Origin of the sequence: Curtobacterium sp. NPDC088465 (genome assembly GCF_044753165.1) — a bacterium.
Classification (GTDB): domain Bacteria; phylum Actinomycetota; class Actinomycetes; order Actinomycetales; family Microbacteriaceae; genus Curtobacterium.
Window position 1 is genome coordinate 817,247 of the sequence record NZ_JBIVMR010000002.1, and the last position, 20,532, is coordinate 837,778.

A 20,532-nucleotide genomic window follows, 5' to 3' on the forward strand; every position below is an offset into this window, starting at 1 on the left:
CCTTCTTCCTCACCACGTGGACGGGTACAGCTGCGCCTCGGCCGTGGAGGGGGCTACTCGGTACTTCTCGAGCACCTGGGACATGAGAGTGCGGAACGCCGGAGCCGCTCCGCTGGACCACTTGTTGGTCTGCGGCTTCGTGAACGTCACCGTGACAACATACTGGGGGTCCTCGGCGGGTGCCATTCCGGCCACCGAGGTGATGCGCTGGCCGCCGTAGCCCTTCCCGCCCTCGGCGACCTCGGCGGTACCGGTCTTCGCCGCGATGTTGTAGCCGGAGATCGGCTTCATCCCGACGAGCGTGCCGCCCGTGACCACGCTCTGCAGCATCTTGACGGTCTGGTCGGCTGCCGCAGCGGACACGACGCGCGTGCCCTCCACGTCGGGCGCGTCGATCATCTTGCCGTCCGAGGTCTTGCAGCCCTTCACCATGTGGAGCGGGATCCGGACACCCTGGTTGGCGAGGGTCTGGAACACGCTCGCGACCTGGACGGCGGTCGTCGAGATGCCCTGCCCGAACATCGAGTTGATGTTCGTCTGCTGGTCCCAGTCCGGGCTCGCGCCGTACTGCATGCCCGGCTGGCCGGGGTACTGGATCGCCGACTCGGGCTCGAACAGGCCGAACTTCTTCATGTAGTCGTACCGCTGCTGGGTCGACAGCCGCTCGCCGAGCTCGGTGATGCCGACGTTCGAGGAGTTCTGCAGGATGCCGGTCAGCGTCAGGTTCTCGGTCGGGTGGAGCTCGGAGTCCTGGATCTTGCCGCCCCACGGGAAGGACCGCGAGTACGGCACCACCGCTCGGTCGGTCGGGCTCGACTTGCCCTGGTCGATGAGCGCGGCCGCGATCGCCGCCTTGATGGTCGAACCGGGCTCGTAGGTCGAGGTCAGCGCACGCGAGCCGTACGCACCCTTGTCCGTGGTCGCGTCGACGTCGTTCGGGTCCACGGTGGGCCAGTCGGCGACGGCGAGGAGCTCACCGGTCTTGACGTCCACGACGGTCGCGGTCGCGGACTCCGCCTGCAGCGACTGCGCCGCCGACGCGATCGTCTGCTGCGCCATGTACTGCAGGTCGCTGTCGATGGTGGTCTCGAGCGTGCCGCCGTCCTTGGCCTGCTCCGTCGTCCGGGTGCTCCCGGGGAGCTGCACGCCGTCCTCGCCGCGCTCGTACGTCTCCGAGCCGTTCTTGCCCGCGAGGCACTGGTCGTACGAGTACTCGAGGCCGGCCTGGGCGCCGTCGGTGCCCATGAACCCGGTCAGCGCACCGCCGGTGGCACCCATCGGGTAGACGCGGGCGGACTGCTGCTCCTTGTAGACCCACGGGATGCCGAGGGCGACGACCGCCTCGTAGTGCTTCACGTCGAGCCCCTTGACCAGGTAGGCGAAGTCCGACTTCGGGTCGGCGGCGATCGCCTTCTGCATCGCCTGCACGTCACCGCCGGACGCCTTCGCCAACGCCTGCAGGGCGTCGTCCACCGAGACCTTCTTCGTGCGCTCGCCACCGAGCTTGCCGTCGAAGCCCGCGACGAGTCGTGGCGAGGTGACGATGTTGTAGCGGTTGACGCTCTCCGCGAGTTCGGTGCCGTTGCGGTCGACGATGGCACCGCGGTTGCCGTAGATGGTGACCGGGATGCTCCGCTTCGCCTTCGACGCCTCGTTCAGCGCCGCTGCCTGCACCACCTGGATGTCGACCAGTCGGATCACGAAGACCGCCACGAGGGCGATCACGGCGATGATCACCACGCTGTAGCGCAGTCGAGGGTTGCGGATCGTCTTCGTCACGCGGTGCGGTCCTTCCCGGGTGGTGCGGCAGTCTGATCCCGCCCGCAGGTCACCGGGTGGTGGGTGCCTGGAGCGGGTTCGCGTCGGACTCTACGTCGGTGGTCGAGCCGGTCCGTCCCGACTCGCTGGTGCCTGCGCTCTTCTCAGTGTCGGCCGTCGCAGCAGCCTGCTGGGCACCGGTCGCCGACGTCCCGCCCGCGCTGGTGTCCGTGCTGCCGCCGGTCGTGCTCGTGGTGCCGTCGGCCGGGGTCGCACCGGTGCCGGCGGCACCGTCGGTCGTGCTCGCCCCGCCGGCGGACGCGTCCGGGCCGGCGGCGAGCGGGACCGGGTCGAGGAGCGCGTTCGGCACCTGGTTGTCGCCGCTCGCGGTCGCCTCGTCGGGGGCCGCCGGGGTCGGCGTGCCGTACACGTGGCCGGTCTTCGGGTCGAGGTACACCGGGGTGGAGTTCGCGATCATCCCCAGCGCCTTGGCGTTGCGCGCCAGGTTCTGCGGCGAGTCGAGCACCCGCAGCTCCTCGGACAGCGACTGCTGCGTCCGGGAGAGCCCCGTCTGCTCGGCGCCGAGCGAGTCCAGCGTGTACGCCCCCTGGCTCAGCACCATGCTGATGCCGAGCTGCGCGAGGAGCAGCACACCGAGCGACACGACGCCGACCACCGCGTAGGCGATCTTCGGCCGTGCTCGGCGCTGCGCCCTGGACGGCGCGACCTCGACGAGCTCGGGTCGCTCCCGGCGCGGTGGGTGCGGGGCACGGGTCGGTGCGCCGACGGGGTCGACGAGTGCGAGGTTCGTGCTCATGTCACTTCCGGATCCGCTCGGCCGCGCGCAGGCGCACGGGGATGGCTCGGGGGTTGGCGGCGCGTTCGGCCTCGTCGGCCAGTTCCGCGCCCTTGACGACGAGGGAGTAGGTGGGAGCGTGCTCCGGCAGCTCGACGGGTAGTCCTGCCGGGGCGCTCGAGGTCGTGCGCTCGACCAGTGCCCGCTTCACGAGGCGGTCCTCGAGCGACTGGTACGACTCGACGACGATCCGACCACCGACCGCGATCACGTCGAGCGCGGCGGGGATCGCCCGCTCGAGCACGGCGAGCTCGGCGTTGACCTCGATGCGGAGCGCCTGGAACACGCGCTTGGCCGGGTGCCCCTGCCGCTGCACGGCCACGGGTGTCGCGTCGTGCAGCACCTGGACGAGGTCGCCCGACATCTCGAACGGGCGCTCGGTGCGACGCTCGACGATCGCACGGGCGTACCGGCCGGCGAGCTTCTCCTCGCCGTACCGCTGGAAGATCCGGCGCAGCTCGCCCTCGTCGTAGGTCGCGAGGACGTCGGCGGCGGTCTGCCCCTCGGTCCGGTCCATCCGCATGTCGAGCGGGGCGTCCTGGCTGTAGGCGAACCCGCGCTCGGCACGGTCGAGCTGCAGCGAGCTGACGCCGAGGTCGAACAGCACGCCGTCGACCTGACGGAAGCCCTCGCCCTCGACCGCGTCGACGATCCCGTCGTACACGGTGTGGACGAGGCGCACGCGGTCGCCGAAGCGAGCGAGCCGCTCCCCCGCGATGCCGAGGGCGTCGGTGTCGCGGTCGAGCCCGATGAGCGTGAGCTCCGGGAACCGTTCGAGCAGCGCCTCGGAGTGGCCGCCCATCCCGAGGGTCGCGTCGACGACGACCTTGCCCGGGCCGTCGAGGGCCGGGACGAACAGGTCGACGATGCGCTGGAGCATCACCGGCGTGTGCGGGAACTTCGGCTGGTCTTCGGCCATGTGCAGCCCCTGTGACCGTCTGGGCCACGCACCCGGATCCCCATCCATGCGACCTGACACCGGGGAAGGTGTGTCAGGGCACCACGGCTGGGAGTCCCGATCCGCGGATCAGAAGATCCCCGGGATCACCTCCTCGTCGTTGTCGGCGAAGCCCTCTTCGACCTCGGCGTAGTAGGCCTCCCACGCGGGGGTCGACCAGATCTCGGCACGGTCACCGCTGCCGATGACCGTGAGGTCCCGTTCGAGCCCCGCGTACTCACGGAGGTTCTGCGGGATCGTCACGCGGTTCTGCTTGTCCGGGGTCTCCGCGCTCGCTCCGGAGAGGAACAGGCGCATGTAGTCCCGGGTGCGCTTCGACGTCATCGGAGCCGTCCGGATCCGTTCGTGCAGTTGCTCGAACGTGTCCGCACTGAAGACGACGACGCAGCGCTCCTGCCCACGGGTCATCACGAGTCCGCCGGACAGTTCGTCCCGGAACTTGGCGGGGAGGATCACGCGACCCTTCTCGTCCAGCTTCGGGGCATGGGTACCGAGCAGCACGTCGGGGCCTCCCCTCCGCTCCACCGGACCGTCGTGATCCCCACTTTACTCCACTTCGCTCCCCGCGGAACGGTCGGCGCTCCCGAATCTGCCCCGATCCCCCGATCTGGGGTGGTCACCGGAGCTCGTAGCTCGCCTCTCTGCGCGTCACTTCCCCGGAAGCACGCGGACGTGGAGCGGAGTGGAGGGGGTGGAGGGAAGTGGAGGACATTCGCAGGCTCGGGAGCAGCCGAGGGCGCGCCGGACGGGAGGCTCGGCGCACGACCGCCCCGCGCCTCCCGTCCAATGCGTGCTCACGCCCATCGCGCCCGTGGCGCACGTCGCGCCCCTCGCGCCCCTCGCGCCGTCGCGCCGTCGCGCGCGTCGCGCCGTCGCGCCGTCGCGCCCGTCGCGCCGTCGCGCCCGTTCCTTCCCATCACACCCGCGATGACAGGCGGAATCGGGCATACCTGATGGTTCCGTTCGACCCGGTACGCCCGGTTCCACCAGCTATGCCCGGTTCCACCAGGCACACTCGAGCGCGCCGGCACCCGCGAGCCCGGGACGCCCGGTTCGACCAGGCACGTCCGGATTCGCCAGGGACAGCGGCAGGAGCACGGGGTGCGAGGGCGGGCACGGGTGCCACGGGCGGGTGTCACTGGCGGGCGGACGGCGCGGAGCAGCGGCCCCGAGCACGACCGCGACCCCGGACACGACGACGGGGCCGGTCCCGAAGGACCGGCCCCGTGGAGGCGTGTGGAGGGCGTGCGGTGCGGCTACTGCTGCCCCGGGTCGTTGCGCTTGTCCCAGCGCTCGTTCATGCGGTCCATGAAGGAGCCACCGGAGGAGGACGGGCGCGACGGCCGACCCGCGGACTGCCCCTTCGCCCGCGGCGCCTTCGCCCCGGACTTCGACATCCGCATCCCCGGACGCAGCGCGTAGAGCACACCGGCGAGCATCACCACGAAGCCCGGCAGCCCGAGCCACGGCTGCTTCACGACGAGCGCCACGATCACGATGGCGATCCCCACGAGGGCACCGAGCACACCGATCGTGATGGACGTGTAACTCGCGCGTCCCTGGCGGCGCGTGACACGCGCCACGAAGTCGGAGTCGTTCTGGTAGAGGCTCCGCTCCATCTCTTCGAGGAGTCGCTGCTCTTGCTCCGAGAGTGGCATCTCGTTTCCCTCTTGTTCCTGGGGATGCTGTCTGACGACCGCTGGTGTGCCGCGCTGCCGCCGGGTTGTGGCATCGCTGAAGTGGACCGATTCTATGACTCGACCGCTCCACTAGGGTAGGAGTCGTGGCTGAGAGTACGCGATTAGTGGACCTCGTTTCGGCACGGGTCGGACGGGCACTCGACGAGCAGCGTGATCGGCTCCTCGCGATCAGCCCGGACCTCGCGCCGTTCGACCGGTACGCCCGTGACCTGCTGTCCGGCGGCAAGCGCTTCCGAGCGCTGTTCTGCTACTGGGGATGGCAGTCCGTGGCCGGCCGCTCGGGGTCCTTCGACCCCCTCGCCGAGGGCTCCCGCCAGACCACGGCCGAGGCCGTCGTCACGGTGGCCGCCGCGCTCGAGATCTTCCACGCCGCCGCCCTGGTGCACGACGACATCATGGACCGCTCGGACACCCGTCGTGGTCGTCCCGCCGCGCACCGGCGCTTCGAGTCCCTGCACGAGGAGTCCGGCTGGGTCGGCGACCGCTCGCTGTACGGCACGAACTCGGCGCTGCTGCTCGGGGACGTCCTGCTCTCGTTGAGCGACTCCGTCTTCGACGAGGGGCTCGCGCTCCTCGACCCGGCGCGCGCACGCATCGTCCGCCAGGAGTTCCACACGATGCGGCTCGACGTGACCGCGGGGCAGTACCTCGACGTGCACGAGGAGACCGCCTGGCCGACGATCGACGAGACCGAGCACCTGGTGCGGGCACAGCGGGTCATCGTCTTCAAGTCGGCGAAGTACTCGATCGAGGCACCCCTCGTCATCGGCGCTCTGGTCGCCGGCGCCTCGGAGGCGCAGCTCGAGGGCCTGCGGTCCTTCGGCCTGCCGCTCGGCGTCGCGTACCAGCTCCGCGACGACGTGCTCGGTGTGTTCGGCGACCCCGAGGTCACCGGCAAGCCCGCCGGCGACGACCTCCGCGAGGGCAAGCGCACCGTCCTCATCGCCTCGGCCCGCAAGGCGCTCCCGCCCGGCCCGAGGCAACTGCTCGACGAGCTGCTCGGCGACCCCGACCTCGACGAGGAGCAGGTGCAGATGCTGCGCGCCACGCTCACCGAGTCCGGGGCGGTCGCCGCCGTCGAGCGCTCGATCGACCGGCACGTGCAGCGCGCGAAGGCAGCGCTCGAGGCCGCGCCGTTGACGCCGTCGGCGCGCGACCAGCTGCTGTCGCTGGCCGACACGGTCAGCAGCCGCGTCGCCTAGACGCCGACCACGACGACGGACGGGAGGCCCGTGGCGACACCGCCACGGGCCTCCCGTCCGTCACCAGATCGTCCTCACCGGGGCGGCTCCTGCTGCGCGAGCCAGCCCGCCGGGACGGGTCTCCGGTCCAGGGCGCCGGGTCGGCTCCCGGGCTCAGAGCAGGGACTGTGCGACGCGGCGCACCTCGGCCTTGCGGCCGGCGCGCAGCGCGGCGATCGGCGAGGTGCGGAGTGCGGGCTCCTCGGAGAGCATCCAGCGGACCGCCTCGTCGTCGGAGAACCCGTTGTCACCGAGGACGATCAGCGTGCCGCGCAGCTCCGGCATCGGCTCGGAGCCGTCGAGGAACTCGCTCGGCACCCGCAGCACGCCGCCCACGCGGGCAGCCAGCAGCGTCTTCTGCTCGAACAGGCGGTGGATGCGCCCGGGGCTCACCCCGAGCAGGTCCACGAGGTCGGGCACCGTCAGCCAGCGCTCGGAGAGGGTCGTGTCGTCGGTGGGTCCATCACTCACCCGCCCCATGTTGCCAGAGCACCGGCCTGCGTCGTGCCGTCACGCTGATCACACGAGTCACACGCGCAACACGCGGCTCTCTGGTTGACTTGGGAATCACGCCATGTCAGCGTGGAGCCACCTGTGAGTACCCGCTCCCGCGCACGGCTCACCCAGGACAGGAGACAACCCGTGGACAACGCTGCAGACGACGCCGCCCGGCGCGCTCGATCCGCCCGGTTCGCCACCATGCCCATCGTCCTCGCGGGCACGATCGCCGTGACCGCCGGCCTCACCGGCCCGGTGGCGCACGCCGAGCCCCGGCACGACGACGCCGCGAAGAAGCGGCACGTGGACGAGGACCGGAACGTGGGCCAGCGCCCGGTGTTCGGCACCGCCGTCGCCCGCCCGTCGACCACCACCGTCACCACGGTCGCCGCGGTGTCGAAGGCCCCCACCACCTACACGGTGCGTCAGGGCGACACCGTCTCGGGCATCGCCGCGCGCTTCGGGCTCTCGGCGCAGGAGGTCCTGGTCCGCAACGGCCTCGGCTGGAACACGATCATCCACCCCGGGCAGACGCTGCACCTGTCCTCGACACCCGCCGCCCCCGCAGCAGCACCCGCGACGTCGAGCACGAGCGGCAGCTACCACGTGAAGTCGGGCGACACCGTGTCCGGCATCGCCGCCCGCGTCGGCGTGTCGACCTCGGCGATCCTCGCCGCGAACAACCTCTCGCAGCGCTCGCTGATCTACCCGGGCCAGACCCTGACCATCCCCCGCGCCGGGACGGCACCCGCCGCGAAGCCGGCGCCTGCCGTGAGCACCGCGCCGGCCGCACCTGCCCGGGTGTCGAGCGTGAAGATCGTCGCCGGCGACACCATCGGGGCGATCGCGGCGAAGCACGGGGTGTCGGTGAAGGCACTCCTCGCGGCGAACGGCCTCAGCTACACGAGCACGATCTACGCGGGGAAGACCCTCGTGCTGCCCGCTGCGACCTCGAAGCCGACGACCACGCCGACCGGGGGTGCCGTGACCACGGCCGTCGGCAGCGTCAACGGCGTCGAGCTGACCGGTGAGCAGCGGCGCAACGCGGCCACCATCGTCAGCGTCGGCCGGACCCTCGGCGTCCCCGACCGCGGCATCGTGATCGCCCTCGCAGCGGCTCTGCAGGAGTCGAGCCTGCGCAACCTGTCGCACGGCGACCGCGACTCCGTCGGCCTGTTCCAGCAGCGTCCGAGCCAGGGCTGGGGCACGTCGGCAGCACTGCAGGACCCGGCCACCGCCGCCGAACTGTTCTTCGTGGGCAACCCCGGCAAGACCCGCGGCCTGCTCGGCGTGCGTGGGTGGTCGTCGATGGCCCTGACCGACGCCGCCCAGGCGGTCCAGGTCTCCGCGTACCCGAACGAGTACGCGAAGTGGGAGCAGACCGCGCGCGCCCTGCTGGCCTCGCTCTGAGGTCCCGCCCGTCTGGTCGGCCGGACAGCCGACTCATCCTCGAGATCGAGATTGGGTCACGGTCGGTGCGTCAGGTCGGACCATACCGGCAGCCCTTCGTAGAATGCCGCCGATGACCACGAACGCCGCAACGGACCCGATGATCGGTCGCATGATCGACCAGCGGTACCGCGTGCGCTCGCGCATCGCGCGCGGGGGCATGGCGACGGTGTACCTCGCCACCGACGTCCGGCTCGAGCGTCGCGTCGCGATCAAGATCATGCACGGGCACCTGGCCGACGACCAGGCCTTCCGTGAGCGCTTCATCCAGGAGGCCCGCTCGGCGGCCCGGCTCTCCCACCCGAACCTCGTCGGCGTGTACGACCAGGGTGCCGAGGACGACACGGCGTACATCGTCATGGAGTACATCCCGGGCATCACCCTGCGCGACCTGCTGCAGGAGCACCGGGCACTCACCCCGGAGCAGGCCACCGACATCCTGCGCGCCGTGCTCGCCGGCCTCGCGTCGGCGCACCGTGCCGGCATCGTGCACCGCGACCTCAAGCCCGAGAACGTCCTGCTCGCCGACGACGGGCGCATCAAGCTCGGCGACTTCGGCCTGGCGCGGGCGACCACGGCGAACACGGCCACCGGAGCAGCCCTGCTCGGCACGATCGCGTACCTGTCCCCCGAGCTCGTGACGCGCGGCGCCGCCGACTCGCGCAGCGACATCTACGCACTCGGCATCATGCTCTACGAGATGCTCACCGGCGAGCAGCCCTACAAGGGCGACCAGCCGATGCAGATCGCCTACCAGCACGCCAACGACACGGTCCCGGTGCCGAGCGCCGCGGAGCCGGGCGTCCCGCCGGAGCTCGACGACCTGGTCGCCTGGGCCACCGCCCGTGACCCCGCAGACCGTCCGCGTGACGCCCGCGAGATGCTCGACCACATGTCGGGCAACCAGCAGCGCGCGACCGGCCAGTACCGCACCGCGGTGCTGCGTCCGGAGAACGCCACCGCGATCCTGCCGGCCGGCAGCGCGTCGCCCTCCTCGGCCGATGCGTCCGGACGGTGGGACGGCCCCGAGCAGGACGACGCCACCCGGGTGATCGCCGACACGACGGGCGGTGCGCCCGCTGCTCCGGCCCGCCGCGGTGCGCCCGGCCCCCGACGCACGGGAGCCCAGCCCGGGACGCTCTCCCCGGCGGCGCAACGCCTCGCCGACAAGTCCGTCAAGCGTCGGAAGCGCGGGTGGATCCTGCTCGCGGTCGTCGTGGTCCTCGCGATCATCGCCGGCGTCGTCGGCTGGGCCCTCGGTCCGGGGCCCTGGGGCAACGTCCGCATCCCCGAGGTCGCCGGGAAGTCCGTGGCACAGGCCCGGCAGCTGCTCCAGGCACAGGGGCTCCAGCCCACCGCCGAGACCGACAGCCGGTACGACGCCGTCGTGGCGAAGGGGCAGGTGTCGACGACCAAGCCGGCGGCCGAACGCGAGGTCCGCAAGGGCACCCCGGTGCGGATCGTCGTGTCGGACGGCCCGCGGATGATCGCCCTGCCCGCGATCGTCGGGCAACCGCTGTCGACCGTGACGGCCGCACTGGACGACGACTTCCAGCTGCAGGACGACCAGTACGAGTTCTCGGCCGACGCTCCGGAGGACACCGTGATCGCGGCGAAGGGCCTGGGCACCGACGGGCAGACGGTCGACCTGTCCTCCGTCGGCGAGTACGCCGAACGCGGGCCGGTCACGCTCACGGTCTCGCTCGGCGCCGTCCCGGACGTCACGGGCAAGACCCTCGACGGCGCGACCGCCGCGCTCGACGCCGTCGGTCTGGTCGTCGGGGCGCAGCAGGAGCGCTACAGCGACGACGTGCCGAAGGGGCAGGTCATCTCGTCCAGCGTCGAGGACTCCCCCGCCGTGCAGGGCTCTGCCGTCGACCTCGTGCTCTCGAAGGGCCCGACGCCGATCACGCTGCCCGACGTCGCCGGCAAGACCATCGACGAGGCGACCTCCACGCTCGAGAACCTCGGCCTCGACGTGAAGGTGCCCGACTGCACGAACGTGCTCTGCCGCTTCTACGACTGGAAGTCGGCGCTCCCGGTCACCGCGACGGACCCGGTCCAGGGTTCCACGGTGTACCGCGGCGACACGATCACGCTCTCCTACGAGCAGTAGCCGCCAGGCGGCCGCTCGGCTGCTCGACCGCTCGCCGGTTCCGGTCGCACGACGTGCCGTCGGCGGTCGCTGCGGTCGCACGACGTGCCGTCCGCGCGGAACGTGAGCGGCAGGTCGTGCGACCGGAACCGGGCAGGACGGGCGACCGGGGCCGGGCAGGACGGGCGGGCGACGAGCGGACGGACGGGAGGCGCGGTGCCGGCTGGCACCGCGCCTCCCGTCCGGCGTGCGGTCGCGACTACGGCCGCTGGTAGGGGTGGGCGCTCAGCTCCTCCGCCACCAGGAAGGCGAGCTCGAGCGACTGCATGTGGTTGAGCCGCGGGTCGCACAGCGACTCGTAGCGCGTCGCCAGGGTCGCCTCGTCGATCTGCTCGGAGCCGCCCAGGCACTCGGTGACGTCGTCACCGGTGAGCTCGACGTGCATGCCGCCCGGGTAGGTGCCGACCTGGCGGTGCGCCTCGAAGAAGCCGAGGACCTCGTCCACGACGTCGTCGAAGCGACGGGTCTTGTAGCCCGTCGGGGTCGTCAGGCCGTTGCCGTGCATCGGGTCGGTCACCCAGAGCGGGTTCGCGTCCATGCCCTTGATCGCCTCGAGCAGCTTCGGCAGCTCGTCGCGGATCCTGCCCGCACCCATCCGGGTGATGAACGTCAGACGACCGGGCTCGCGCTCCGGGTCGAGCGTGTCGACCAGGGCCTTCATGTCGTCCACGGTCGTCGTCGGGCCGAGCTTCACACCGATCGGGTTCCGCACGCGGGACAGGAAGTCGACGTGGGCGCCGTCGAGGTCGCGGGTCCGCTCGCCGATCCAGATGAAGTGGCCGGAGGTGTCGTAGGCGAGACCGGAGCGCGAGTCGATGCGGGTCATCGGCCGCTCGTAGTCCATGAGGAGCCCCTCGTGCGAGGCGTAGAACTCGGTGTGCTTCAGCGCCTCGAAGTCGGCTCCGCAGGCGTCCATGAAGCGGATCGCGCGGTCGATCTCCTTCGCGAGGTGCTCGTAGCGGGCGTTCGCCGGGTTCGACGCGAAGCCCTTGTTCCACGAGTGCACCTGCCGCAGGTCGGCGAACCCGCCCTGCGTGAAGGCACGGACCAGGTTCAGCGTCGACGCGGCCGTGTGGTAGCCCTGCACCAGGCGGCGGGGGTCGGCCTGGCGGCTCTCCGGGGTGAAGTCGTAGCCGTTCACGATGTCGCCGCGGTACGCCGGCAGCGTCACGTCGCCGCGCGTCTCGAAGTCGCTCGACCGCGGCTTGGCGAACTGCCCCGCCATGCGTCCCATCTTGATCACCGGTGTCGAGGCACCGTAGGTGAGCACGACGGCCATCTGGAGGATGGTCTTCACACGGTCACGGATCGAGTCCGCCGTGGCTCCGGCGAAGGTCTCGGCGCAGTCGCCGCCCTGCAGCAGGAACGCCCTGCCCTGCGCCGCTGCGGCGAGCCGGTCACGGAGCTTGTCGACCTCGCCCGCGAAGACGAGCGGCGGCAGCGTCGCGATCTCGGCGGACGCCGCCTCGGCCGCGGCGCGGTCGGGCCAGGTCGGCTGCTGCTTGATCGGCAGGGTGCGCCAGTGGTCGAGACCCTCGATCACGTCCGGATCCTGCAGGGCGACGACGTCGGTCGACTCGATCAAGGCGGTACCTCGGTGTTCTGGGTCGGGCGGGAGCGGGAGGCCTGCGCGCAGGCCGGTCCGGCCGGGGCCGGAGTGCTCAGATCCTACCGTCCGCGCCCGACCCGCCGCTCCCGCGTGACGCGGGGGCGACGACGGCGGTCGCCCGTCAGGCGGTCGGCGTGCGGCGGTCCTTCATGACCTGCTCACGAGCGCTGCTGGCACGCTCCTTGACGCTCGTCGCGTAGACGTCGACGTACTCCTGGCGGCTCAGTCCGGCGAGTTCGTGCATGACCTCGTCGGTGACGCTGCGCAGGATGAACCGGTCGGTCTCGAAGCCCTCGAAGCGCGAGAAGTCGAGCGGCCTGCCGAAGACGACGCCGACGCGCTTGAACTTGGGGAACTTCTGGCCGATCTGCTGCACCTCGCGCGTGCCGACCATCGCGACCGGCACGACGGTCACCCGGCCCTCGAGGATCATCCGGGCGATGCCGGTGCGGCCGCGGTAGAGCTTGCCGTCCGGGCTGCGGGTGCCCTCGGGGTAGATGCCGAGCTGCTCGCCGCGTGCCAGGACCTGGAGCCCGGTGTGGAGCGACGCCTCGGACGCCTTGCCGCCGGAGCGGTCGATGGGCAGCTGCCCGATGGCGTTGAAGAAGGTCTTCGTCGCCCAGCCCTTGAGGCCCCGACCGGTGAAGTAGTCGCTCTTCGCCAGGAAGGAGATCCGCCGGTCGAGCACCGCCGGCAGGATCACCGAGTCGATGAACGAGATGTGGTTCGACGCGAAGATCACCGGGCCCTTCGCGGGCACGTGCTCACGGCCGACGACCCAGGGTCGGAAGAGCGTCAGGATGAGCGGGCCGAGCAGGAAGTTCTTGAGCAGCCAGTAGGTCATCGTCGACTCCAGTTCGGGACGCGCGTACCGTCGGGGTGACCCTACGCCGTGCGGGCGTGGATGCGGGCGAGGTCGGCCGCGCCGACGACGCCGGCGTCGTTCACGAGCTCGGCGATCACGAAGTCGGGCTCCGGGTGGTACCCGCGCGCCGGCAGGTTGTTGAGGTAGGCCTGCTTGATCGGCTCGAGCAGACGGTCGCCGGCGCTCGCGACACCGCCGCCGAAGACGAACAGCTGCGGGTCGAGCACCGCGGACAGCGACGCGCAGGCCTCGCCGAGGTGGCGACCGAGGCGACGGAGCGCGGCGAGGGCGCCCGGGTCGTCGGCCAGGATCAGGTCGCCGACGATCGCGCCGTCGAGCTGCCCGCCGTTCTGCTCGCGCGCGTCGGCGAGTGCCGAACCGATGCCGCCGGCGTCGGCGACGTCGTTCGCCATGCGCTGCAGGGCACGGCCGGAGCCGTACTGCTCGATGCAGCCGCGGGCGCCGCAGCCGCAGGGCAGGCCGTTCGGGACGATCCGCAGGTGACCGATCTCGCCGCCGGTGCCGAAGCCGCCGCGGAAGAGCCGGTCCTCGGTCACGATCGCGCCACCGACACCGGTCCCGATCGTGAGCATCGTCATGTCGGACACGAGGCGACCGGCACCGAAGCGGAACTCCGCCCAGCCGGCGGCGTTCGCGTCGTTGTCGACGGTGATGTGCAGGTCGCCGAGGCGCTCCTGGAGCTTCTGCCGGAGGGGCTCGTTCCGCCAGCGGATGTTCGGCGTGTAGTAGACGATCGACTGCGACGCGTCGATGAAGCCCGGTGCCGCGACACCGACCGCTCCCACGTCGTGGGCGGCTCGCAGACGGGTGACCATCGTCACGACGTCGTCGAGCATGGCGTCCGGGTCCGCCGCGTTGGTGGCGACGCGGTCCTCGGCGAGGATCTCGCCGAGCTCCGAGACGACCGCTCCCGCGATCTTGGTGCCCCCGATGTCGATTCCGATGGCATGCACGAGGGTCGAGCCTACCGTCTCCGCGTGGCGACGCCGAACGCCGGCAACGCGACCGAGGTGGGCGCCGGGCACCGCTTGCCCGCACGGCGCCGACCGACGACGCCCGACGGCTGACGAGGTGCTGCGAACCGCACCGGAGCCCGTCCGTCCGGTGCCGCTCCGCCCGTATGCTGGCGGTGACGTCTCATCGTCGAGGCGTCCTCGTATCGCACCGGCCGACAAGGGAGTCAACCGTGAACGATCAGCGGCAGCCCGCACCCAACTCCGCACCCGACCACGGCTCCGCCGCCCGACTGCTCTCCGACCGGGCGCGTCGGACGCCCGACCGGCCGATCCTCGCCCAGCGGCACGGCGACACCTGGACGACCGTCAGCGCCGCGGACACCCTCGCGCGCGTCCGCGGGATCGCGAAGGGCTTCGTCGCCGCCGGGCTCGAACCGGGTGCGCACGTCGCGATCCTGTCCCGCACCCGCATGGAGTGGACGCTCGTCGACTTCGCCGTCTGGACCGCGGGGCTCGTGTCCGTGCCGGTCTACGAGACGAGCTCCCCCGACCAGGTGCGCTGGATCCTCTCCGACTCGGAGACCGTGGCGATCGTGGTCGAGCAGGAGGAGCACGCACGCCGGGTGGCGTCGATCGCCCCGGACCTGCCGCACCTCGGACAGCACTGGACGATCGACGGCGGCGGTCTCGACGACCTGGTCCGCCTCGGCGAGACGGTCACCGACGCCGAGCTCGACGCCCGCACGGCGGACGTGCACGGGCACGACGACGCGACGATCATCTACACGTCGGGCACCACCGGACGCCCGAAGGGGTGCGTCCTGCGGCACGACAACTTCACCGGGACGGTCGAGGGCGCCACCGAGGCGATGCCCGAGGTCGTCGCCGACGGGTCCTCCACGCTGCTGTTCATCCCGATGGCCCACGTCTTCGCCCGCTTCATCGCGGTGATGTCGATCTCGACCGGGGTGCTCGTCGGCCACGAGCCGGACACCCGCGACCTCATGCGGGCCGTGTCGACGTTCAAGCCGACCTTCCTGCTGGCGGTGCCCCGCGTCTTCGAGAAGATCTACAACTCGGCCGAGCAGAAGGCCGACCTCGGCGGCAAGGGTCGGATCTTCCGTGCCGCGGCCGACGTCGCGGTCGCGCACTCCGAGGCGGTGGCCGCGGGACGGGTGCCCCTCGGCCTGAAGCTGCGGTTCGCGCTGTTCGACAAGCTGGTCTACGCCAAGCTGCGCGACGCGATCGGTGGACGCGTGCAGTACGCGATCAGCGGCTCCGCTCCGCTCTCCCCCCGCTTGTCGCACTTCTTCCGCTCGATCGGCGTGCACATCCTCGAGGGCTACGGCCTGACCGAGACGACCGCGCCCGCGACCGTGAACCGGGCGCGCGAGCTCCGCATCGGCACGGTCGGTCGAGCACTCCCGGGCGTCGAGGTGCGGATCGCCGACGACGGCGAGATCCTGATCCGCGGCGTCGACGTGTTCGACCGCTACTGGCACAACGACGAGGCGACCGCGAAGGCCTTCAGCGACGGCTGGTTCCGCACGGGCGACCTCGGGCGGCTCGACGCCGACGGGGTGCTCACGGTGACCGGTCGGGCGAAGGAGCTCATCGTCACCGCGAGCGGCAAGAACGTCGCGCCGGCACCGCTCGAGGACGGCATCCGCGAGCACCCGCTGGTCGGGCAGGTGGTGGTCGTCGGCGAGGGCAAGCCCTTCGTCGCCGCGCTCGTCACGCTCGACCGGGAGATGCTCCCCGGCTGGTGCGAGGCCCGCGGCATCACCCCCGCGCTCACGCCGCGCGAGGCCGCCTACGACGAGCGCGTGCACGTCGCCGTGCAGGAGGCCGTGGACACCGCGAACCAGCGGGTGTCCCGGGCCGAGTCCGTGCGGTCCTTCACCATCGTCGACACCGAGCTGACGGAGGCCTCCGGCCACCTCACCCCGAAGCTGACGATCAAGCGCGCCGTCGTGCTGCGGGACTTCGCCGCGGACGTCGAGCACATCTACTCGGGGTCGAAGGTCCAGACCACGGCCACCCCCGTGGTCGCGTCCCGACGACGGGGCCGCGCGTAGGGACGACGGACGGGAGGCCCGGTGCCGGTCCGACGGACCGACACCGGGCCTCCCGTGTGTCGTCTGCGCGCGGGGCGCGACCCGTCGCCGGGTCCGCGGACGCGCTTCCGGATCAGGCCTCCGGGGCCTGCACCTCCGGCGCGTCGAGGACGGCGACCGACGACGTCGTCGGCGCGGGGTCGGGGCGGCGGTTGGTGCGGGTGCGGTGCGAGCTGAGCTCGTCGTTCTGAACGGTCATGCTGGGTGTCCTGAGGGTGTGGGAGCCGTGTCGGTGGGAAGCCGACGCGGACACGGTACCTCGCGACCGGGACGTTCGGACAATCCCGCGAAGGGGTGTCACGCCCTGGTCGCCGGAAGCGGCCCGACCGCGTGCGCCGTCGATCGCGGGAGCGGCCGGGGCGCGGTCGCCCGCGTGCTCGGGACGCGGTCAGTGGAACCAGGACTGGGCGCGGACGTCACGCAGTGCGGCGCGACGGACCTCCGGGGCGAGGGTCATCACGTAGACGGTGCCGTCGAGGTGGTCGACCTCGTGCTGCAGCGCCTCCGCCATCAGCCCGGTGCCCTCGAGGACGACCTCGGCGCCGTCGACGTCGACGCCGCGGACCCTGGCCCACGGGTGGCGTGGGGTCGGGTAGGAGAGCCCGGGGACGGACAGGCAGCCCTCGTCCATGAGCTCGACCTCGCCGCGCACCTCGACGACCTCGGGGTTGAGCACGTACCCGACCTCGCCGTCGACGTTGTACGAGAACGCGCGCAGGCCGACACCGATCTGCGGAGCGGCCACGCCGGCACGACCGGGCTCGCGCACGGTGTCCAGGAGGTCCTGCACGAGGTCGCGCACGCCCGGCGAACCGAGGGCGTCCGGTGCGATCGGGTCCGCGGGGGAACGGAGGACGGGGTCGCCGAACAGGCGGATGGGACGGACGGTCACGTTACTGCAGCACCACCAGGAGGTCGCCGGCGTCCACCTGCTGGGTCACCGGGATCGCGAGACGGCCGACGGTGCCCGACACGGGCGCCGTGATGGCCGCTTCCATCTTCATCGCCTCGATGCTCGCCACGGGCTGACCAGCCCGGACGACGTCACCGACGGCGACCTTGAGCGTCACCACACCGGAGAACGGTGCGGCGACATGCTTCGGGTCGGACGGGTCCGCCTGCTCGGCGACCTTCGTCGCGACCTCGACCGAGCGGTCACGGACGGCGACCGGGCGGAGCTGCCCGTTCAGCGTCGTCATGACCGTGCGCACGCCCCGCTCGTCGACCTCGCCGATCGCCTCGAGCCCGACGAGCAGCTCCACGCCGCGCCCGAGCGGCACGACGTGCTCCTGCCCGGGACGCAGACCGTAGAGGTAGTCGAGGGTCGGCAGCACCGAGAGGTCGCCGTACTGCTCCCGCACCGCGGCGAACTGCCGGGTCGGCTGCGGGAAGAGCAGTCGGTTGAGGGCCTGCTGCCGATCGGGTCCGGCGGTCGCGAGCGCGGCGCGCTCCGCCTCCGGCACGGGGGTCGTCCCGACGTGCACCTCGCGGCCCTCGAGCACCTTCGACCGGAACGGCTCCGGCCACCCGCCGGGCAGGTCGCCGAGCTCGCCGGCCATGAAGCCGATCACCGAGTCGGGGATGTCGTACTGCTGCGGGTTCTGCTCGAAGTCGTCGGGGTCGGCGCCGACCGCGGCCAGCTGCAGCGCCAGGTCGCCGACGACCTTCGAGGACGGCGTGACCTTGGTCGGGCGGCCGAGGATGCGGTTCGCCGCGGCGTACCAGTCCTCGACCTGCTCGAAGCGGTCGCCGAGTCCCAGGGCGATGGCCTGCTGCCGGAGGTTCGACAACTGCCCGCCGGGGATCTCGTGCTGGTACACGCGGCCGGTCGGACCGGGCAGGCCGGACTCGAACGGGGCGTACGCGCGACGGACCGCCTCCCAGTAGGGCTCGAGCGCGCCGACCGCGGTCAGGTCGAGGCCGGTGTCGCGCTCGGTGTGCGCCAGCGCCGCCACGAGCGCGGACATGCTCGGCTGGCTCGTCGTCCCGGCCATCGGCGCCGCCGCGACGTCGACCGCGTCGGCGCCGGCCCGGCTGGCCGCCAGGAGCGTCGCGAGCTGCCCGCCGGCGGTGTCGTGCGTGTGCACGTGCACGGGCTGGTCGAACCGCTCGCGCAGCGCGCCCACGAGCCGCTCGGCCGCTCCCGCACGGAGCAGACCGGCCATGTCCTTGATGCCGATGACGTGCGCGCCGGCCTCCACCATCTGCTCGGCGAGCCGCAGGTAGTAGTCGAGCGTGTAGAGGTCCTCTGCCGGGTCGAGGAGGTCGCCGGAGTAGCAGAGCGCCGCCTCGGCAACGGCCGTGCCGGTCGCGAGCACGGCCTCCAGGGCGGGACGCAGCTGGCTGACGTCGTTCAGCGCGTCGAACACACGGAAGACGTCGACGCCGCTCGCGGCGGCCTCGGCGACGAAGGCGTCGGTGACCTCGGTCGGGTACGGGGTGTAGCCGACCGTGTTGCGCCCGCGCAGCAGCATCTGCACCGGGATGTTCGGGATCGCCCCGCGGAGTGCCGCCAGGCGCTCCCACGGGTCCTCGCCGAGGAAGCGCAGGGCGACGTCGTAGGTCGCTCCGCCCCAGGCCTCGACGCTCAGCAGCTGCGGGGTGAGCCGGGCCACGTGCGGCGCCACGGCGACCAGGTCCTTCGTCCGGACGCGCGTGGCGAGCAGCGACTGGTGGGCGTCACGCATCGTCGTCTCGGTGACCGCGAGCGCGGTCTGGGCGCGGAGCCGTCGCGCCCACTCGGCGGGGCCGACCTGCAGCAGCAGGTCGCGCTGCCCGGACGGCGGCGCGGCGGACAGGTCGACGGCCGGGAGCTTCTCGACCGGTTCGACGGTCTGCGGGCGACGCTCGCCGTTCGGCTTGTTCACCGTCACGTCGGCGAGCCACCCGAGCACCTTCGTGCCGCGGTCCTTCGACACGTGGCCGCCGAAGAGCTGCGGGCGCTCCTCGATGAACTGCGTCGAGACGTCACCACGGGCGAAGTCCGGGTCGTCGAGCACGGCCTGCAGGAACGGGATGTTCGTGCTCACGCCGCGGATGCGGAACTCGGCCAGGGCACGCTTCGCCCGGGCGACGGCCGCCGGGAAGTCCCGGCCACGACAGGTCATCTTCGCGAGCATCGAGTCGAAGTGCGGGCTGATCTGCGCACCCGTCGCGACCGTGCCGCCGTCGAGCCGGACCCCCGCGCCACCCGGGCTGCGGTAGGTCGTGATGCGTCCGGTGTCCGGACGGAAGCCCTGCGTCGGGTCCTCGGTCGTGATGCGGGTCTGCAGCGCCGCACCGTGCACGGCGACGGTGTCCTGCGCGAGCCCGAGGTCGGCGAGGGTCTCCCCCGCGGCGATGCGCATCTGCGACTGCACGAGGTCGACGTCCGTCACCTCCTCCGTCACGGTGTGCTCGACCTGGATGCGCGGGTTCATCTCGATGAAGACGTGCTGACCGGCACGCTCGCCCTCGGTGTCGAGGAGGAACTCGACGGTGCCGGCGTTGACGTAGCCGATCGACCGGGCGAAGGCGACGGCGTCACGGTGGAGCGCGGCGGCGATCGCCGGATCGAGGTCGGGCGCCGGTGCGATCTCCACCACCTTCTGGTGGCGGCGCTGCACCGAGCAGTCGCGCTCGAAGAGGTGGATCGTGCCGTCGTCCGTGCCCGTGGCGTCCGCGAGGATCTGCACCTCGATGTGCCGCGGACGCAGGACGGCCTGCTCGAGGAACATCGTCGGGTCGCCGAACGCGCTGTCGGCCTCGCGCATCGCGGCCTCGAGCGCCTCGCGGAGCTCGGCCTTCGTCTCCACGCGGCGCATCCCGCGCCCACCGCCGCCGGCGACCGCCTTCGCGAAGACCGGGAACCCGACGGCGTCGGCGCCCGCGAGCAACTCGTCGACGTCGCGGCTCGGTGGGGTGCTCGCGAGGACCGGGACACCGGCGGCGATCGCGTGCTCCTTCGCGGTGACCTTGTTGCCGGCCATCTCGAGGACGTGCTCGCCCGGCCCGATGAACGTGATCCCCGCACCGGCGGCAGCGGCGGCCAGCTCCGGGTTCTCGGAGAGGAAGCCGTACCCCGGGTAGATCGCGTCGGCACCCGACTCGCGGGCGACACGGATGATTTCGGAGACGTCCAGGTAGGCACGGACCGGGTGCCCCGGCTCGCCGATGACGTAGGCCTCGTCGGCCTTCAGCCGGTGCAGGGATCCGCGGTCCTCGTACGGGTAGACGGCCACCGTCCGGGCCCCCAGCTCGTACGCGGCACGGAACGCGCGGATGGCGATCTCGCCACGGTTCGCCACGAGGATCTTGCTGAACACGACGTCCCTTTCAGCCCGGGTTGAGGTGTCACAACCTTACTGGCG

At 71.8% G+C, this 20,532-nt stretch carries 16 protein-coding genes; 4 read left to right on the forward strand and 12 right to left on the reverse strand.

Going from position 1 to position 20,532, the window contains the following annotated elements:
- Positions 1 to 9: 9 nt before the first annotated feature.
- From ACIP6W_RS11175 to ACIP6W_RS11195, 5 genes are all read right to left on the reverse strand, one after another.
- Complete coding sequence (locus tag ACIP6W_RS11175; RefSeq protein ID WP_066653741.1) at positions 10 to 1,779, reverse strand: penicillin-binding protein 2; 1,770 nt, start codon at positions 1,777 to 1,779, stop codon at positions 10 to 12.
- Positions 1,780 to 1,828: 49 nt separating this feature from the next.
- Entirely contained in the window at positions 1,829 to 2,575 is a 747-nt protein-coding gene (locus ACIP6W_RS11180) for a hypothetical protein (protein ID WP_209683087.1), read from the reverse strand.
- 1 nt (position 2,576) lies between these two features.
- On the reverse strand, positions 2,577 to 3,533 hold the full coding sequence (gene rsmH, locus ACIP6W_RS11185; RefSeq protein ID WP_066653737.1) for a 16S rRNA (cytosine(1402)-N(4))-methyltransferase RsmH: 957 nt from the start codon (positions 3,531 to 3,533) through the stop codon (positions 2,577 to 2,579).
- A 108-nt stretch (positions 3,534 to 3,641) separates the two neighbouring features.
- Complete coding sequence (mraZ, locus tag ACIP6W_RS11190; RefSeq protein WP_058729729.1) at positions 3,642 to 4,073, reverse strand: division/cell wall cluster transcriptional repressor MraZ; 432 nt, start codon at positions 4,071 to 4,073, stop codon at positions 3,642 to 3,644.
- Positions 4,074 to 4,828: 755 nt separating this feature from the next.
- On the reverse strand, positions 4,829 to 5,230 hold the full coding sequence (locus ACIP6W_RS11195; RefSeq protein ID WP_066653735.1) for a DUF3040 domain-containing protein: 402 nt from the start codon (positions 5,228 to 5,230) through the stop codon (positions 4,829 to 4,831).
- A 125-nt stretch (positions 5,231 to 5,355) separates the two neighbouring features.
- Between ACIP6W_RS11195 and ACIP6W_RS11200 the strand changes: the two genes are divergently transcribed.
- Positions 5,356 to 6,474 carry a polyprenyl synthetase family protein gene (locus ACIP6W_RS11200; protein WP_066653733.1) on the forward strand — a complete coding sequence of 373 codons (1,119 nt, stop codon included), beginning with the start codon at positions 5,356 to 5,358 and terminating at the stop codon, positions 6,472 to 6,474.
- Between the two features lie 153 nt (positions 6,475 to 6,627).
- Here the strand turns inward: ACIP6W_RS11200 and ACIP6W_RS11205 are convergent, their stop codons facing one another.
- Positions 6,628 to 6,984: an Rv2175c family DNA-binding protein gene (locus tag ACIP6W_RS11205; protein WP_251160128.1), complete on the reverse strand. Its 357-nt coding sequence runs from the start codon at positions 6,982 to 6,984 to the stop codon at positions 6,628 to 6,630.
- Positions 6,985 to 7,155: 171 nt separating this feature from the next.
- Here ACIP6W_RS11205 and ACIP6W_RS11210 point away from each other — a divergent pair, with 171 nt between their 5' ends.
- Together ACIP6W_RS11210 and pknB are read left to right on the forward strand one after the other, a co-directional pair.
- Entirely contained in the window at positions 7,156 to 8,421 is a 1,266-nt protein-coding gene (locus ACIP6W_RS11210; RefSeq protein WP_400429473.1) for a LysM peptidoglycan-binding domain-containing protein, read from the forward strand.
- 112 nt (positions 8,422 to 8,533) lie between these two features.
- Positions 8,534 to 10,576, forward strand: a complete 2,043-nt coding sequence (gene pknB / locus ACIP6W_RS11215; protein WP_251160130.1) for a Stk1 family PASTA domain-containing Ser/Thr kinase — start codon at positions 8,534 to 8,536, stop codon at positions 10,574 to 10,576.
- A gap of 238 nt (positions 10,577 to 10,814) precedes the next feature.
- On the opposite strand, the gene ACIP6W_RS11220 is transcribed toward pknB, so the two are convergent.
- The 3 genes from ACIP6W_RS11220 to ACIP6W_RS11230 all read right to left on the reverse strand — a co-directional run bounded on the left by ACIP6W_RS11220 (position 10,815) and on the right by ACIP6W_RS11230 (position 14,063).
- On the reverse strand, positions 10,815 to 12,158 hold the full coding sequence (locus ACIP6W_RS11220) for a class II 3-deoxy-7-phosphoheptulonate synthase (protein WP_144411431.1): 1,344 nt from the start codon (positions 12,156 to 12,158) through the stop codon (positions 10,815 to 10,817).
- A gap of 187 nt (positions 12,159 to 12,345) precedes the next feature.
- Complete coding sequence (locus ACIP6W_RS11225) at positions 12,346 to 13,068, reverse strand: 1-acyl-sn-glycerol-3-phosphate acyltransferase (protein ID WP_066653708.1); 723 nt, start codon at positions 13,066 to 13,068, stop codon at positions 12,346 to 12,348.
- Between the two features lie 41 nt (positions 13,069 to 13,109).
- On the reverse strand, positions 13,110 to 14,063 hold the full coding sequence (locus ACIP6W_RS11230; RefSeq protein ID WP_066653706.1) for an ROK family glucokinase: 954 nt from the start codon (positions 14,061 to 14,063) through the stop codon (positions 13,110 to 13,112).
- Positions 14,064 to 14,296: 233 nt separating this feature from the next.
- Here ACIP6W_RS11230 and ACIP6W_RS11235 point away from each other — a divergent pair, with 233 nt between their 5' ends.
- Positions 14,297 to 16,144, forward strand: coding sequence for a long-chain fatty acid--CoA ligase (locus ACIP6W_RS11235; protein ID WP_307810358.1), 1,848 nt, complete (start codon positions 14,297 to 14,299; stop codon positions 16,142 to 16,144).
- A 112-nt stretch (positions 16,145 to 16,256) separates the two neighbouring features.
- On the opposite strand, the gene ACIP6W_RS11240 is transcribed toward ACIP6W_RS11235, so the two are convergent.
- From ACIP6W_RS11240 to ACIP6W_RS11250, 3 genes are all read right to left on the reverse strand, one after another.
- Positions 16,257 to 16,382, reverse strand: a complete 126-nt coding sequence (locus tag ACIP6W_RS11240; protein ID WP_268746771.1) for a hypothetical protein — start codon at positions 16,380 to 16,382, stop codon at positions 16,257 to 16,259.
- A gap of 189 nt (positions 16,383 to 16,571) precedes the next feature.
- A complete protein-coding gene (locus ACIP6W_RS11245) occupies positions 16,572 to 17,075 on the reverse strand; it encodes a peptide deformylase (RefSeq protein ID WP_066653701.1) in 504 nt (167 codons plus the stop codon).
- Position 17,076: 1 nt separating this feature from the next.
- Positions 17,077 to 20,487 carry a pyruvate carboxylase gene (locus ACIP6W_RS11250; RefSeq protein WP_400429477.1) on the reverse strand — a complete coding sequence of 1,137 codons (3,411 nt, stop codon included), beginning with the start codon at positions 20,485 to 20,487 and terminating at the stop codon, positions 17,077 to 17,079.
- Positions 20,488 to 20,532 lie beyond the last annotated feature (45 nt).